Origin of the sequence: Catenibacterium faecis (assembly GCF_014306455.1) — a bacterium.
Lineage (GTDB): Bacteria > Bacillota_I > Bacilli_A > Erysipelotrichales > Coprobacillaceae > Catenibacterium > Catenibacterium mitsuoka_A.
Map to the genome: position 1 here is coordinate 25606 of NZ_JACRWG010000006.1, position 16492 is coordinate 42097.

14 protein-coding genes are annotated in these 16492 nt (G+C 31.0%); 12 read left to right on the top strand and 2 right to left on the bottom strand.

Annotated features, from left to right (window positions below; genetic code table 11):
* Positions 1-85: 85 nt before the first annotated feature.
* Entirely contained in the window at positions 86-799 is a 714-nt protein-coding gene (locus tag H8909_RS03045) for a PIN domain-containing protein (protein WP_187011779.1), read from the top strand.
* A gap of 43 nt (positions 800-842) precedes the next feature.
* On the opposite strand, the gene H8909_RS03050 is transcribed toward H8909_RS03045, so the two are convergent.
* Positions 843-1859, bottom strand: coding sequence for a WYL domain-containing protein (locus H8909_RS03050; RefSeq protein ID WP_187011780.1), 1017 nt, complete (start codon positions 1857-1859; stop codon positions 843-845).
* Positions 1860-2020: 161 nt separating this feature from the next.
* On the opposite strand from H8909_RS03050, the gene H8909_RS03055 reads away from it, so the two are divergent.
* Positions 2021-5497, top strand: a complete 3477-nt coding sequence (locus H8909_RS03055; RefSeq protein WP_187011781.1) for a hypothetical protein — start codon at positions 2021-2023, stop codon at positions 5495-5497.
* On the top strand, positions 5490-7547 hold the full coding sequence (locus tag H8909_RS03060) for a hypothetical protein (protein ID WP_187011782.1): 2058 nt from the start codon (positions 5490-5492) through the stop codon (positions 7545-7547). The genes H8909_RS03055 and H8909_RS03060 overlap by 8 nt, the downstream gene beginning before the upstream one ends.
* Positions 7548-7583: 36 nt before the next feature.
* On the opposite strand, the gene H8909_RS03065 is transcribed toward H8909_RS03060, so the two are convergent.
* On the bottom strand, positions 7584-8801 hold the full coding sequence (locus H8909_RS03065; protein ID WP_187011783.1) for an ATP-binding protein: 1218 nt from the start codon (positions 8799-8801) through the stop codon (positions 7584-7586).
* 314 nt (positions 8802-9115) lie between these two features.
* Here H8909_RS03065 and H8909_RS03070 point away from each other — a divergent pair, with 314 nt between their 5' ends.
* The 9 genes from H8909_RS03070 to H8909_RS03110 all read left to right on the top strand — a co-directional run bounded on the left by H8909_RS03070 (position 9116) and on the right by H8909_RS03110 (position 16468).
* Positions 9116-9388, top strand: coding sequence for a hypothetical protein (locus tag H8909_RS03070; RefSeq protein WP_187011784.1), 273 nt, complete (start codon positions 9116-9118; stop codon positions 9386-9388).
* 200 nt (positions 9389-9588) lie between these two features.
* Positions 9589-10929 carry a glycoside hydrolase family 1 protein gene (locus H8909_RS03075; protein ID WP_187011785.1) on the top strand — a complete coding sequence of 447 codons (1341 nt, stop codon included), beginning with the start codon at positions 9589-9591 and terminating at the stop codon, positions 10927-10929.
* An 86-nt stretch (positions 10930-11015) separates the two neighbouring features.
* Positions 11016-11438: an AAA family ATPase gene (locus tag H8909_RS03080; protein ID WP_202985889.1), complete on the top strand. Its 423-nt coding sequence runs from the start codon at positions 11016-11018 to the stop codon at positions 11436-11438.
* Positions 11439-11536: 98 nt separating this feature from the next.
* Positions 11537-12418, top strand: a complete 882-nt coding sequence (locus tag H8909_RS03085; RefSeq protein WP_187011786.1) for an Abi family protein — start codon at positions 11537-11539, stop codon at positions 12416-12418.
* A 400-nt stretch (positions 12419-12818) separates the two neighbouring features.
* The gene (locus H8909_RS03090; protein WP_187011787.1) at positions 12819-13775 is read left to right on the top strand and encodes a carbohydrate kinase family protein; all 957 of its coding nucleotides are present in this window, start codon (positions 12819-12821) and stop codon (positions 13773-13775) included.
* Between the two features lie 125 nt (positions 13776-13900).
* Entirely contained in the window at positions 13901-14323 is a 423-nt protein-coding gene (locus H8909_RS03095) for a PTS sugar transporter subunit IIA (RefSeq protein WP_187011788.1), read from the top strand.
* Positions 14324-14341: 18 nt separating this feature from the next.
* Positions 14342-14827, top strand: coding sequence for a PTS sugar transporter subunit IIB (locus H8909_RS03100; RefSeq protein ID WP_187011789.1), 486 nt, complete (start codon positions 14342-14344; stop codon positions 14825-14827).
* A 19-nt stretch (positions 14828-14846) separates the two neighbouring features.
* Positions 14847-15647: a PTS mannose/fructose/sorbose/N-acetylgalactosamine transporter subunit IIC gene (locus tag H8909_RS03105; RefSeq protein WP_187011790.1), complete on the top strand. Its 801-nt coding sequence runs from the start codon at positions 14847-14849 to the stop codon at positions 15645-15647.
* Positions 15644-16468: a PTS system mannose/fructose/sorbose family transporter subunit IID gene (locus H8909_RS03110; RefSeq protein WP_006506710.1), complete on the top strand. Its 825-nt coding sequence runs from the start codon at positions 15644-15646 to the stop codon at positions 16466-16468. Before H8909_RS03105 ends, H8909_RS03110 begins: the two co-directional genes overlap by 4 nt.
* Positions 16469-16492: the final 24 nt, after the last annotated feature.

The window sequence follows — 16492 nt, forward strand, 5'->3', positions numbered from 1 at the left end:
CACCTGTAATTAGGCATTGTCATAGCATAAGTCTAAACATTATTTTAGAAAAAGTAATAGAATAGACATAGAAAGGGTGATGATTATGGTTGAATTACTAGATAAACTCATGAATACATTGTATGAAAAAAGTACTATTTCACATAATAAGAAACACTCAGAAATAATAGAGAAAAAATTGGATTTTAAGGTTGTAGTTATAGTTGATTTTGAAAACTATCAAGCTATTCCTACAGACTTGTTAGACAAAGAGTATGTTTATTATTTGTTTTGTGGATTTGTCACTACAAAACCAGCACAAGAATATCGGGATATGTTAGAAGGGTATGATATTAATATAGTAGAAACTAAGCATACAGGTACTAACTTTGTAGATAATAGAATCTCTATGTATATTGGTTATATGTTCGGTAAATATAATCCTAAGCAGGTCATACTGGTATCTAATGATATTGATTATTATGAAATGATTAGGGATTTAAAGTCTAATGGATATCCAGTCATACTAAGAGAGCCATCATTAACACGTAAACAATTATTAAAAAGACAAACTGATTATTTTTGTGAACCTCTAAAGAAAACTGCTCCAAATAAAACAAAACCGATAGATAATGATATGAAAAAGCTTATAGAGTTTAATAATGGAAATGACGTGATTGCTGCTTCTAAAATACGATGTTATTTAAGGACGGTGAAGAAGCTGGATAAGAGTGAAATAAATAAAACTATTGAGAAAATCAGGGCATTATACAAGGTTGTAGAAGTAAGAGGAAAAGAAGAATTTTATAAAATCACATAAGAGGTCAAAATAAGAATGCAGGTTTTTCCTGCATTCTTATAAATTAGATATCTTTTGAATATTTATCCACCATGCGTTGACCTAATCTTAATAGGTGTTCTCTCATCTCTTTAGGCTCTAATACTTCCATCTCATCATAGAAATTTGCAAAGTAGTTCCTAAATTGCATATCAGAACAATCAAAATAAAATATTCTAGTCTTCTCATTACTTTTATCTAATGCGACAGGTTTCTCAAGATAATTGAGAGTATTGTAACGTTCTAGTCCTTTCTCAGTAAATTGTATTTTAAATTCAGTATTATGATTGATAGTGAATTGGGCACCATTACGTTTCATTCGCTTAAAGCGATTAAGTAGCTCTTTACTGAATGTACAATTTTCTGGAAGTGTAAATATGGTATCAATGTTGTATAAGTGGATTGATCTAGCACATTCTTTTCCTTTAATTATTTTTTTGTATAGTAAATAATTAAAAAGCTCTTCATTAGAAAAACATACTTCTTTTGGATAAATGATTTGGAAATCACTATTATGAGTTCGGTCATATTTAGATTTTATTTTTATAGCTTGATTATTTTTTATGGCATCTTCTAATTGTTTTAATTCCTCTTTGAATACTATTCTCTCTCTTTCATACTGGGGATTATTTAAGTAAGAATAGATAATATTTGCAATAAACTCTGATCTAGATACATTAACTGGACAAGCGTCTAGAACGCATTCTAATTGATTTTCGTTATTATTCACCCTGAAATGTATCTTATCTTTAATTCGTTTTTCCTTTGTGCTAATAGATTTATCAATAGAGTTCTCACTTATATATTTTGTTATTTGCCAGACAGCATCTTCAATTAATGGTTGACTTGCTTGATCTTTAAATGAGTCTTTGATCCTATCGTGTAATTCTTTTGTCTCTTGATTATATTTTGGATAATGATTCACTATGATCCTTTTTATTAGAATAGTTTCTTTAGGGCTCATATGAAATAGTTTTCTATCTTTTTGTAGATTCTTATGAGCCACTGGATCAAGGTAAAATGTAACTTCGATGTTTTCCATTTTTCTATTTCCTCCTGAGCCCTCGCTAGTTATGGGCTCTATATAACTATATTTTAAGAAAAAAACATGATAAATACAATGAAATTACGGGCTGAAAAAAATATCAAAAACTCATATTCTCATAAAATGTAATGGCTTACAATGAGTTTGAGGTGATAGAAATGAAAGATTTACTAAAAAAAATATTTGATCAAAGAAGTAATGGATTGTATTTTGTGAATACTCCTACAGGTTCTGCAAAGTCCTATAGTGCAGTACAATTGATGAAGAACAACTATAAAACATTTAATCAACACTTTATATTCATCACTAATAATCTCAACAACTTACCAATGAAAGATTTAGAAAAGGCATTGGGGGATGATTACAAATCTCACGTAATACGTGTAGAAAGCATCATAGATAATATTCTGCATCATTTTGATGAAACTATCATTCCTGATGAATATAAGAAGATAGATTCTTATAAGAACCTTAAGAACTGTCTTAAATCTTATCAATATCAATATGAATATATTCAAAAACATTCGGATAAAGCACCACTCGCTGCGGATTTGTTTAAAGTGGTTCAAGATAAGCTATTAAATGCGGATTCAGCTTTTAGAAAAGATATAAGAAAGAAATTACTGACTCCTAACTTTAAGAAATTCAGTAAAGACGAAAGAAAAAGAATCATTAAGTCTAAGTATAGTTGGTTAAGAGATTTATATCCTGTGATGTTTGTAGAGGATTATAAAATCATTTGTATGTCTGTTAAACGATTCTTTACTTCTATAGATCCTATTTATGTGAAGAAGTATAGATTCTCAGAATCAAATATTATTGATAACAGTATTCTTTTTATTGATGAAGTAGATGCAACTAAAAATGAAATCAATAATATCATTATAGAGAGTAGTTTAAGGTCAACAGTAGAATTGATTCCTATGGTTCATCGTATGACTGATCCATTTATTAATTGGAAAGATATTGCACCTAAAAGATTACAGGACCTAGTACCTGAAGGAGATAAACAGTTTGATCAAATTAGAAAGAGAGCTTTAGAAATTAGATTGAATTGTCATGATGAGCTTCCTTATTTCTGCTCAGAGATTAAGAGTCGTAATTTCTTGATGAGTGATTCAACATTCCATGCAAACTTTGAAGATAAGTCTAGAAAGAATGCATATGTATATTATGATAAAAACTATAATCAAATGACAATTGAAATTAAAAATAGTCGACATGATTTGCCTTGTAAACTAAATGATGCTTATAGTTTATTTTCTGTTATTCGAGATATGAGCGGTTATTTGGTCTCCACAAAGCGATATATTATTAAATTAGCTTCAGATCTGAAAGATAAGCATAATTCAGAAGCTAATGAAGAAGACTATATTACAGATGAAGAAGCGATTCATTCTATTTATAATACGTTTAAGTTAGCTAAGTCTGACATATTATATTTTGATAATGATATCAATATTCAGCCGGCTATAAAGGTGGATAAAACAGATAATCGTTTTAAGAAAACAAATGGTTATTACAACCGTGGTATTCGTTCTTTTGAATTCACTAACAGTAAAGATAATAGCTTTAATACATTTTTCAGTTATATTAATTTGTTTAAGAGTGCTGAGTATGTATTGATGATGCTTGCGAAAAAGGCAACTGTTATTGGGTTGAGTGCTACATGTAATATTGATTCAGTTTTGTCTAATTATTCATTAAGATATCTAAAAGAGAATTTAGGGGATGACTTTCATGTTCTTGAAGAAGAGGATCGTCAAAGAATAGCAGAGACATATTCTTTATTAAATCAAAAATATGATTCTGAAGAAATCAAAGTAAAGATTGCAGAAGTAATCAATTGTACTGATGCAAGTACAAAAGATATGATTCAATTGGTATTTGAAGACCCTAAGATTCAATCAAAAGCAACAAAAGTATTTATTAAGGAGGGAATCAAGGATAAATATCAGATACAAAGATATTTAAGAATGGCACAAGCTTATAGATACTTTATTCTACATGCTGATATTAAATCGTTCTTATGTTTAAATAATGCCTTACCAAAAGACCAAGGTCAGTTTAGAAAAAGTGTGCTTGATGATTTATTTGGTATAGTTAACAAAGAATGTAGCTTTAATAAGAATAATGTAAGTGTTGAAGTATTAAAGAGTGGTTTATCTTTTGATGAAGATAAGAAGAGTATATTGGAGCGTTTATCTAAAGGAGAAAAAATCTTTGTGATTTCTGCATATGCAACTATTGGTGCTGGACAAAATATGGCATATGAGTTACCAGATGGATTAGATACAATAAATCTCACTGATTTCGCAAATGAAGAAGATGGAAGAAATAAGAAAAAGGATTTTGATGGAATGTATTTAGGTGATATCACTAATGTGGTCACAAATCTGATGGATACAGAATCTGGATTTGAAGAAGAAAACCTACTTCATTTCCTCATTGAATTAGAAAATCTATATGAGAATAATGAAATCACTCATCATACACTCAATAAATGTATTGGGGCAGCTTATCAGAAATTAAAGGAACCAAAGCTTAGAGGTTCTACACAAGAACTTAGAGGATGTCGAAGTATTCGTTTATTTAAGACAAAACAAATCATTCAGGCTATAGGACGTTTGTCTCGATCATTTAATAAGAACAAGATGATTTATATCTTAGTGACAAGAGATATTGTGGATAATTTTGATACGACAATATTAGAGAATGAAATTCTTTCTCCAGAAACAATGAAACTTGCTGAATATGCAAAAGAAAGACAAGAAAGTGTTCCTACATATGATTATGTGGAGAATGAAGCGAGTCGTATTTCTAGTGTTGGTAAGTTTCATATCTATGAGTTCTTATCAGGAGATTGGACAGAGAAACAAATAGAACTCTATAAGGAATTAGGTGAAACATGTCTTCAATGTCCTACAAGTTCTAACTTGGATAATGATATTGTGAGAGAATACTATATTCATTCAGAAGCGCCTCTTAATAAATACTATTTCATGGGGATGTATGATTTTGAATATACAGATGTTTTCTTCAATCAGACAAAGGAAGAAGTAATATCACGAATTCAAAATAATAAAAATAAGCAGGATTGGTTAGCCAGTAATCTGCATGAAGTAAGTGAAGAAAATGCGCGTCTTTCTAAAATGTTGAATTATCCTGGTTTAAGAGAAGAATTTATTAAACATGGTTATGCAACTAGCTTTGAAGAAAACGATTATATACTCTCACCAGTACTTTATCAAAATATTTATAAAGGAAGACTTGGTGAATTTGTGGGTCGTTTTGTAATTAAGAAGGAGTTAGGTATTGATTTAGAGGAACTTAGTATAGAAGAATTTGAACGTTTTGATTTTAAACGTGGGAAGGTTTATATCGATTTCAAACATTGGAGATATTCATCTTATGGTGCAAACACAATCACTAATAAGATTCTAAATAAGCTAGATGAAGTAGATGGAAAAAAGGCTATTGTAATTAATATTTTTGATGAGAATGAAATGGATAAAATCATAGAATCTAATAGAATTATTGAAATTCCAGCTTTATTAGAAAACGATGGATTTCATGCTAATCCTGAAGCAATCAATAAAATAAGAATGTGTTTGGAGGACTGTAAAAATGATTAAGACAAACAAAGTGAAATTAGATCTTCACTACAACAATATTATTCGTGATTATGATGTTTATAAGGTTTATCAAGAACACAAAGGAGATGACGAGAAAGAACGTACTGTAAGAAAATCAAGTATGGATAAGATTGGAGATAAATTCTCTCCAGTTATATCTGTAATTTATAAATCAGGTGGAATTGCATATATTCTAGTTGAAAAAGGAACTGTGCGTTTAGAAGAGTTTCAATCACATATAAATAGCTTTGGCCAAGGAGTATTTGTGGAAGAAATAGATTTAAGTAATCATACAAGTATGAGTTCAGGTGATTTATGTCAATTACTTATCAATACGTTTCCAAATATAGACCTATCCGAGAAGTTTAATAATACCTTAGGTAGATGCTTCTATTTTAATCAGAATTCTTTTAAAGAAGATGTTATAACAGCATATAGTGTGACTATCAGTGATTTAGATTCAAGTAAACAAGAATGCGTTGTGAATATCAATGGGGAATCCTATAATCTATTATCTAAATTGTTGAAGTGTTATGCGAATAATGAAAAAGTATTAAAAAAGATTCGTAAATTATCTCGATATTACAAGTCTGGAGAAGGTTATATATTTCGCGAGGTTGATTCATACAGAAGTGATGATCAATGTTATGTGTTAAGGGGGATATATGGAAGAAAGAATAAATACATTGCACTGGATTTGGATATAAAAGACTTACAAGCTTTTGAAAATTCAAAGAAAGGAATGTTGTATCAATTCTTTAAAGATGTTGATAATAAACTCAAGGATTATGTTCAATTCACTCCTTTAGAACTGAAATACGATGATATCTTAAAGAAATATTCAAATACTATTTCTATAGAACATAGAGAAAAACTATTTAATGATTTAGGAATCAATGTCATTGATCGTGTTGAAGATGTATTATCAAAAAAGATGGTTGCAATGATGGTTTCTAAATTAAGAGAGAGGGGTATTGAAAATGTAAGTTTTAGTCAAGATAAACTGTTTAATGTAGTTTTGATTCATGATCAAGATTACTATAAGAAAGAAAATTTACCTGATCAACATACAAACGATTTGAATACTCAGCATTTTACTTATGAAAACTGTATTACCAAGAGTAGTGAAATTGATATTAATGAAAATGTAGTTGATAAGATTTTGACTGAGCTTATAGTAAAGATGGATGTTGCAAATAAGTGCTTGTCTACATATATATGGGAATGGGATAAAACAGTAGAATATGTAATGCAGGATTTAGTCTATAATAAGGAGACTAGGAAGAAAGAAAGGATATACTTGGTATTGACAGTATTTCCTGATGGCAGCATGGAATTCTATAAGGTTGAGGATGATTCATTGGACGTATATCAAAGCTATGATTCTATTTTTAAGAATAATACCGATGCAGTCTATACACCAGAAATGTTGATTTCTACTCAAGGCTATCAAGCTTTGATTAGTGACAGTTTAATGAAGGTTATGCCAGACTTGGATGAACTTTACTTTAGACTAGACGCTTATAAGAAGGAAAAAGAAATCTCGAAGGGTGATTTAGTTCGTTTATTGGAATCTTTTATGCAATCACAACCAAAGTATAAAGAAGAAGTAGAGGGTGTATTAAAAAGTTTGAATAAAGATACTTATCAATACCAAGAAATAGTTAGAAAAGCAACTAAAGCAGGTGATGCACCACTTATTAATTTAGCAACTTCTTTAGGAAAAGAGTTTGTAGGGCATTGTAGAAACAACTTTAGAATGGTTTTGAATCCATGTCTAAAGAGTGATGTAGTCAATGTATTCCAACATATTTATATTTTGAAGGATGAAGAAGAGCCTAAGAAACTATACTATTATGTTGGTAAGAAGGATTCCATGAAGTTTACTCTCATCAATTCTTGTCATATTCGAAAAATTATGATGTTAGAAGGAGATTTTGATGAAGTATTTAAGAATTTTCTCTTTGATCAATTAGCAGTGGACTTTATTAGAAATAGAGGATATACAGTAGTTCCATTCTTGAGAAAGTATATAGAAGAATTCAAATAGCAAAAAATAGGCTGTAGCGAATCTAATCGCTGCAGCCTATTCTTCTAATAACCAATCTATGATATTAATTACCTTAATACCATCATAATTTCCAAGTGTATATCTATCTAAAGTAAGGATTATTTTCTCATAATTGTCTTCGATTAGTTTTAGAGGACGAATCTCTCTGTTAAAAGTATTCTCATCCACAAGTGATGCAGTAACCTGTATATAAGTATAGACATCATTTCTTTTCGCAATAAAATCAACCTCTGTATGCCCACTTCGTCCAATATTTACAATATATCTTCTTCTTAGAAGTTCTAGATATACAATATTTTCAATTGTGAATCCTAAATCATAAGATTGCTTTGGAAGAATATAATTGCGAATTCCTGAATCTACAATATAATACTTCTTGTTTGATTTTAATACTTCCTTGCCTGATATATCCATCACTTCAACAGGATAATAAAGATATGACTCACACAATGCTTCAATATAATTGCTGATTGTATTAGGTGAAGTTTTTCTTTCGTTTGATTTAAAATAATTAGTAATACTACGTATGGAAACAGGGCTTCCAACAACACTTGATAAGTATTTAGATATAGCTTTTAGTAGTGCAACATCAGTTACATTCTTCGAATCACTTCCATTGTTTTTTCTATTAATTCTCTCTTCAATATCTTTTACAATCACGGTATTATATATTCCTTCTAGATACATATTAATCTGTTCATTATCCAATTGTATTTGATTAATATAAGGAAAACCGCCTGTTTTCATATACTTCTGAAATGCCTCTTCTTTATTTGATTGAGGACTATAAATTTCTTTAAAAGACAAAGGAAGAACGGGGATTTCTATGTATCGACCACTTAAATAAGTGGCTAGCTGACCAGAAAAAATATATGAATTTGATCCTGTGATATAGATATCTATATTTTCTTTTACATGAAGGCTATCTACAACTTTTTCATAAGAAGGGACGTTTTGTATTTCATCGAGAAAAATATACATCATTTTATTTTTTGCCAGTCTATCTTTGATATATTGGTAGAGCTTTTTATAATCTTGTAACTCTTCGTATTCGAGTTCTTCAAAGTTGATAGAGATAATTTGCGATTGATCAATACCGTTTTCTAATAAATATTCTTGATATAGTTTTAAGATTGTACTTTTTCCGCAACGTCTAATACCAGTCAGGACTTTTATAATATTTTGATCTTTCCAGGATAGTAGTTGATTTAGATATTCTTTTCTTTCAATCATTATGGTCACCTCATTTCTGAATAAATTATATCATACTATCTTGGTTGATTCAATTTTATGTTCAAATTTGAGAACACTAATACGTAAAATTACAGTGGTGTTCAAATTTGAGAACACTAATTCTTGAAATAACAGTGGTGTTCAAATTTGAGAACACCTTATGTTTGATTCTTATTTACATAATGAAACCAATAAGAGAAAATAAAAAAGAATAAGGAGATACACCAATGAAAGAAAAGAAAACATTAGAAGAACTTATATAAGATTATAATGAATGTAAAGAAATATTTGGTGATGCTGATTTTACCAGTATTATGATAGCGGAATTTATTTGCGATACATATTGTGAAAGAAAACAATATGATAAAGCATCGGAATATGCCAAAAGAAATTATGAAGCGAGTTTAAGAGAATATGGTGTTGATGATATTACGACATTTGATTTACTGGCTAAACTTATAAAATGTTATGAAAGAGCAGAAGATAGGGAATCTATTGATTCTGTTGTTGATGAATATTATAGAATTCGAGAAGAGACTCTAGAAATTGAAATACCAGATTCAACGGATGATGATATTCTATTCTAACACTCGTGAGTGTTAAATGAGCGTTAGAAAGTTAAAAACCGCATAACTAAGCCAAAAAATTAATATAATAATGAGCGTTAAAACGTATTAAATGAGCGTTAGAATAATATATACTATTTCTTTTTAAGTGTTACTTCCTTGAAATTCAAGTATATCCTTAATAGAATTAAATAAGAATATACATAAAGGAGTAAATAAAAATGTTAAGAAAAGATTTCTTATGGGGTGGTGCTGTCACTGCTCATCAGAGTGAAGGTGGATATACTGAAGGAGGAAAAGTTCCTGCAGTATGTGACTTAACAGTCACTGGTAAGTTTTCAGATTTTAAAAATGGTATTGATGCTTATCATAGATACAAAGAAGACTTTGACTTATATAAAGAGTTAGGCTTTAATGCATACCGTTTCTCTTTAGACTGGTCTAGACTTATGAGTGATGAGAATACATATAATGAAGAAGGTTTTGCTTTCTATGATGAATTTATTGATGAACTAATAAAGAGAGGGATAGAACCTATTCCTACACTCTATCACTTTGAAATGCCTGTATTCTTATATGAGAAATACAATGGTTTTGCGAGTAGAAAGGTAGTAGATCTATTTGTAGAATTATGCAAGAAGATTGTAGATCGTTATTGTCATAAAGTAAAATACTGGATTATCTTCAATGAACAGAATGGAATACTACAGAAAGGACCAAAGATGTTCTTTGGGGCTGTTTGTTTAGAAGGAGAAAACCCTATTACTCTAGATCATCAAATTATGCATCATACATTAATAGCGCATAGTTTGATTAACGAATACATTCATCAAAAAGGAGGCTATGTTTTAGGTATGGCCACTATTGTACAAAGCTATCCTGAAACATGTCACCCATTAGATACATTAGAATCTATGAAAGCCCAAAGTGAAGCATTTGTATTCCTAGATATCTTTGCGAGAGGACATTACAACAGCTATTTCCTAGCAAATATGAAACAAGAAGGGACTATGCCAGTTATAGAAGAAGGAGACTTTGAAATACTTAAGAAGGGTAAGACAGATGCTCTTGCGATAAGCTATTATATGTCTACTATTAGTCATTATGGTGAAGATAGTTTGACTAATGTAGAAGATGTAGTCATCAAGAAGAACCCTTATTTAGAAATGTCTGAATTTGGTTGGACAATAGATCCTATTGGTTTACGTATTACTTTAAGACAGCTCTATGATAGATATGAAATGCCTATCTATATTGTAGAGAATGGTTATGGATATGATGATCAGTTAGTAGATGGTGTTATAAATGATGATTATCGTATTGATTATATGAGAAAACATATTGAAGAGATGAAAAAGGCTGTAGAAGAAGGTGTAGATTGTAGAGGATACTTGTCTTGGGGTCCTATTGATATCTTAAGTAGTCGTGCACAGATGAAGAAGAGATATGGTTTTGTCTATGTAAATAGAGATAATGATGACTTAAAGGATATGAGAAGAATTAAGAAGAAGTCATTTGAATGGTATAAGAATGTAATAAGTAGTAATGGGGAAGTATTGTAAGGAGGAGTAATCCTCCTTTTTTAAATCGGAAAATAAGTTAAAAATCAATTATTCACTTAAAATTTAGAGAAAAACAAGAAATTCTTTTGAATAATATAGTAGAGATAGAACGTTACTTGTCTTCAGGAACGATTAAAGGAATAGTTACTTTCACAATGGCAAGAGAAATATTGAGAGAAGGAGGTTATTTGTTGATTGATGAAATAGAAAATCATTTCAATAAGGAAATAGTAAGTACTCTTATGCGTTTCTTTAAGGATAGTCAGTTAAATAAGAAAGGTGGTGTTTTATTCTTTTCTACTCATTATCCAGAACTTATGGATGAATATGATCGTAATGATAGCATATTTATTACCAGAAATAGTAATGGTATTACTGTAGAAAATCTTTGTACTATTTTGAAAAGAAACGATATTAAGAAGAGTGAAGCTTATGAGAGTGGATATCTTCAAGGAACTACACCATCTTATGAGGCTTATATGAAGTTGAAGAAGAGTATGAATAAATAACTGAAAAAGTATGAGGAGGGTAATAGTGTTGAAATCTAAATACTCTATAGATGAGCAATTGAAAAAATCTCGAAGACAAGAACGTTCAATTCAATATTATGAGTAAAGAGGAAGCACGAGAGTATCTACAAAATAATACGTACTATTTTAAGTTAAAATCTTATGAGAAATCATTTGAATACAACGTGTCAAAGAATCAATATATTAATCTTGAATTTGCATATCTAGTGGAATTATCTAAGCTAGATATGTGCTTAAGAGAATTGATTATTAGAATATCATTGCATACAGAACATTTCTTAAAGGTTAAATTAATTGATGATCTTACCAAGAATGAAAAAGAAGATGGCTATCATGTTGTACGAGAACTGTTTTCTAAATATCCTTTTATGCTAGACCATATCAATCAAAAGAAATATAATTCAGCATGTGCAGATTTGATTCATAAATATGAGAATAATTGGGCTGCTTGGAATTTGATTGAAGTTATATCATTTGGTGACTTTATTAGGTTATATGAATTTTATTATTCATTATATCCAGAACAGGGTAATGCGATTGTCAGTGATCTTATATGGTCCCTGAGATTTATTAGGAATGCATCGGCGCATAATAACTGTTTGTTGAATACTTTAAGAAAACCTTATGCATATACACATTTATATGATAAAAAGAAAAAGGCCATTATAGTTAATAAAAGTCTTATTTCATTGTTAGCATCGGTTCCATCTATCACAAAAAAGAACAGAAAGAAAAAGATGACTAATCCTGTTATTCATGATTTTGTGGCAAGTTTATTCTTGTTTGATGAAATATGTACAATTCAAGTATTCAAGAAGAAGATATTTGCTGAACTTAAAGATTTTATAGAGGGAAGATTGATTAAAAATAAAGAATATTTCAGTAGTGATAATGTTTTTACCACAATTTATGATTTTGTTAAAAATATAGTTGACTATTTATTTGAAAATAGCCTATAATACATATAGGAACAAAAACATTTATGTTTTATGTAGCCCGACGCCTGCGTTGGGCTACTTTTTTTATCTGAAATTGTCAGAAAACTATTATCTCTATATAAAGTGGATATGCCTATAAGAATAAGAGTATCCTAGAATGTGTAGAAACATAAATGTCATGCTTCAAATACGAGGTAATTCTGAGTGGGTTGTCATAAATGTTATTGACTATTTATATGAAAAGAATCTATAATACTGACGAAGGACAAAAACATTTATGTTTTATGTGATGCGACGCCTGCGTTGCGTCACTTTTTTTATTTCATCTCACAGTACATAAACTGTGAGTTTTTTTATTTATACCTCAAACTTGGCACGTGCATTGCAGTATATATAAGTGAATAAACAATGGAGGTATTCTATGTACGATGTAACAGCAACAGGTGAACTATTAATAGACTTCACTAGAAATGGTTTAAGTGAACAGAATAACCGTATCTATGAAGCCAATCCAGGAGGTGCACCATGTAATGTACTTGCTATGCTTGGAAAATTAGGTTATAAAACTGCTTTTATTGGTAAAGTAGGAGATGATGAGTTTGGTAAACTATTAAAGAATACAATCTCAGAACAAAAGATTGATTCTATAGGTCTTGTAATGGATCCAGATGCAAAAACAACACTTGCTTTTGTAGACAATGATGAAACAGGTGACCGAAGCTTTTCTTTTTATAGAAAGCCAGGGGCAGATATGTTGCTTAAGAAAGAAGAAGTGAATTATGAATTAATTGATAACTGCCGTATCTTTCATTTTGGCTCTTTATCTATGACAGATGAACCAATGAGATCTGCAACTTATGCGATGGTTGATTATGCAAAAAAGAAAAACAAGATTATTTCTTTTGACCCTAACTTAAGACCACCTTTATGGGAAAGTGAAGAATTAGCTGCAAAGCAGATCTGGTATGGTATTGAACAGTGCGATATCTTAAAGATTGCAGATAATGAGATTGAATGGCTCACAGGTACTGATGATTATGATAAAGGAATTGAAATCATTAGAGAAAGAACTCATGCAAAACTCATCAATGTCACACTTGGTCCGAACGGTAGTATTGCTTACTATGGTGATCATAAAGTATTTATGGAACCTTATTTAAATAAGGACACTATAGAAACAACAGGTGCAGGTGATACTTTTAGTGCCTGTGCACTTCATGCAGTACTTAAACATGGTTTAGATAACTTAACTGAAGAAAATTTAAAAGAAATGCTTCAGTTTGCGAATGCAGCAGCTTCTTTGATTACAACTAAGAAGGGTGCATTAAGAGTAATGCCAGAAGAAAAAGAAATAAAAGAATTAATAAATACATACTAAAAGTTGGCATGTCAATTGCAGTATATATAAGTGAAAAGAAAAAAGAAAGGAGAAAATATAAAACAGAAAACTTAAAAGTTGGCATGACAATTGCAACTTATATAAGTGTAAGGGGGGATATGAAAATGAGACATATTTTAATAGCCACACATGGCTTGCTTGCTTCAGGTGCAAGATCAACAATGGAATTCTTAATCGGTAATGTAGATAACGTAGACTATATTACAGCTTATGTAGATGGACAGAAACCTATCAATGAGCAGATTGAAGAATATTTCGCAAAGATTCCACAGGAAGATGAAGTAGTTATCTTTACTGATATTAAGGGTGGAAGTGTAAATCAGAAGATGATTCCATATTGTGTAAGGGAAAACACTTTCTTGGTATCAGGATTCAATTTAGCTGTTCTTATTGAAGTCACTATGACTCCAGAAAAACTTACTAACGAGTTCTTAAAGGCTAAGATTGAAGAAGCTAGAGAACAGTTATGCTTAGTAGAAATTGAAAAAAACACCACAGAAGAAAACGATGACGATTTTCTTCTATAAGAAAGAGAGGAAAAGAAAATGATTGTTTGTTTAAGAGTTGACGAAAGATTAATTCATGGACAGGTTGCTATGACTTGGACAAAGGAACTAAAACTTCATGGTTTAGTTGTTGCAAGTGATGAAGCAGCATCAAACGAATTACAGAAGATGTCATTAAAGATGGCAGTGCCAGAAGGTATTAAATGTATTATTAAATCAGTAGAAGGCGTTTCATCAATCTTAGATGATCCTAGATCAGAAAAGATGCGCTTAATGGTTCTTGTGCCAACAGTACGTGATGCTGTTACTTTATGTAAGAAATACAAGAATATTGAAATGGTTAACTTAGGTAACGCTGGAAAGATGACTTCAGGTGAAAAGATTACTTTAACTAAGGAAGTTATGCTTACAAAAGAAGAATTAGAAGCATTAAAAGAATTAGTTGAATTATATCCAGATACATTTTTCCAGGGTACACCTTCAATGGAAAAGAAACTTGCTACAAACGTATTAAAAAATTTATAAGAGATAGGAGAGAGTTATTATGTTAAACGCATTTTTCGTCGCATTGGCAGTATTCGTAGGCGTTGGAGGACACGAATTATTCGGTATGGTCATGTTAAGTAGACCAATCGTTGTTGCACCTCTTACTGGTTTATTGCTAGGAGATGTTCAGACAGGTTTATTAGTTGGAGCATCTTTAGAATCAATCTTTATGGGAGTTGTCAATGTAGGTATTTCAAGTACTGCTGAGCCAGCTCTAGCTGCAGGTCTTGCTACAGCCTTCACAATTCAGATGGGTGGAAATGTTGGTACTATTATTCCAATCGTATTCCCACTTGCTGTATTAGGTCTTCAGTTCATGAACTTTATTTTCTCATTCGTTATTGGTCCATTCGCACCAAAATTTGAACAGCTAGCTTTAGAAGGTAAAGATAAATCAATCACAGCCCTTCACTTTGGTTTATGGGTATTACACTATGGTTTATATGCTTTAATTCCATTCTTTGCTGTATGGTTAGGATCTGATGTAGTGCAGACAATCTTACAGTCAATTCCTAAGGTAATCATGAATGGTTTAACAGTTGCTGGTAACATGCTTCCTGCTGTAGGTATGGCTATGTTAATGCAGATGTTATGGGATAAGAAAACTGGTATTTACTATATTCTTGGATTTGTTGCAGTGGCTTATTTAAAATTACCACTCATCGCTATCGCAGTATTAGGTGTTGTTATCGCATTAGTAACAGCACAGCGTGATATGCAGTTAAAAGATATGATGGCTAAACCAGCTGTTGCAAGCGCATCAGCTAATGAAAGTGAAGAGGAGGACTTTTTCGCATGAAACTAATGAATAACATTGATAAAGAAGAAAAGAAATTAATCAGAAAGATGTTCTGGAGATCAGGTGCCATGTATGCATCTGTTAACCCAGTTACTATGGGTGGTGCAGGTTTCTGTTATGCTATGATTCCATTCATCAACCATTTCTATAAGAATGATGAAAAGAAAAGACGTGAAGCTCTTGCAAGACATGTCTCTTACTTCAGTACTACAGTACCTCTTGCATCATTTGTAATGGGTATTGCTGGTTCAATGGAAAAAGAAAACAGTGAAAAACCAGACTTTGATGCTAATGCAATTGGCTCTATTAAAACAAGTTTAATGGGTCCTTTAGCTGGTATTGGTGACTCATTATTCTGGGGTGTATGGAGAGTAGTTTGTGCAGGTCTTGCTATTGGTTTTGCTAATGCTGGTAACATCCTTGCTCCAATTATCTTCTTAGTATTATTCAACGTACCAAACTTCCTATGCAGATACTATGGTGCATGTTTAGGATATTCTTTAGGTGCTAAGTATATTGAGAAATTATATGCAAACGGCATGATTGAAATCCTTACAAAAGCAGCAGGTATTGTTGGTTTAATTATGGTTGGCGCTATGACTAGCCAGACAGTCGTATTTAAGACAATTCTTGAATTCAAGATGAAGGGACAGTCATTAATGAATGTTCAGTCAGCTCTTGATAGTATCTTTAAAGGTATCGTTCCATTATTAATGACATTTGGCTGCTATAAGCTATTAAATAAGAAAGTCAACGTTATCGCAATCATCTTCGGAATTGTTGCACTAGGAATCGTTTTATCACTATTAGGTATTTGTTAATAAATACCACAGGAGGGTCGCTTT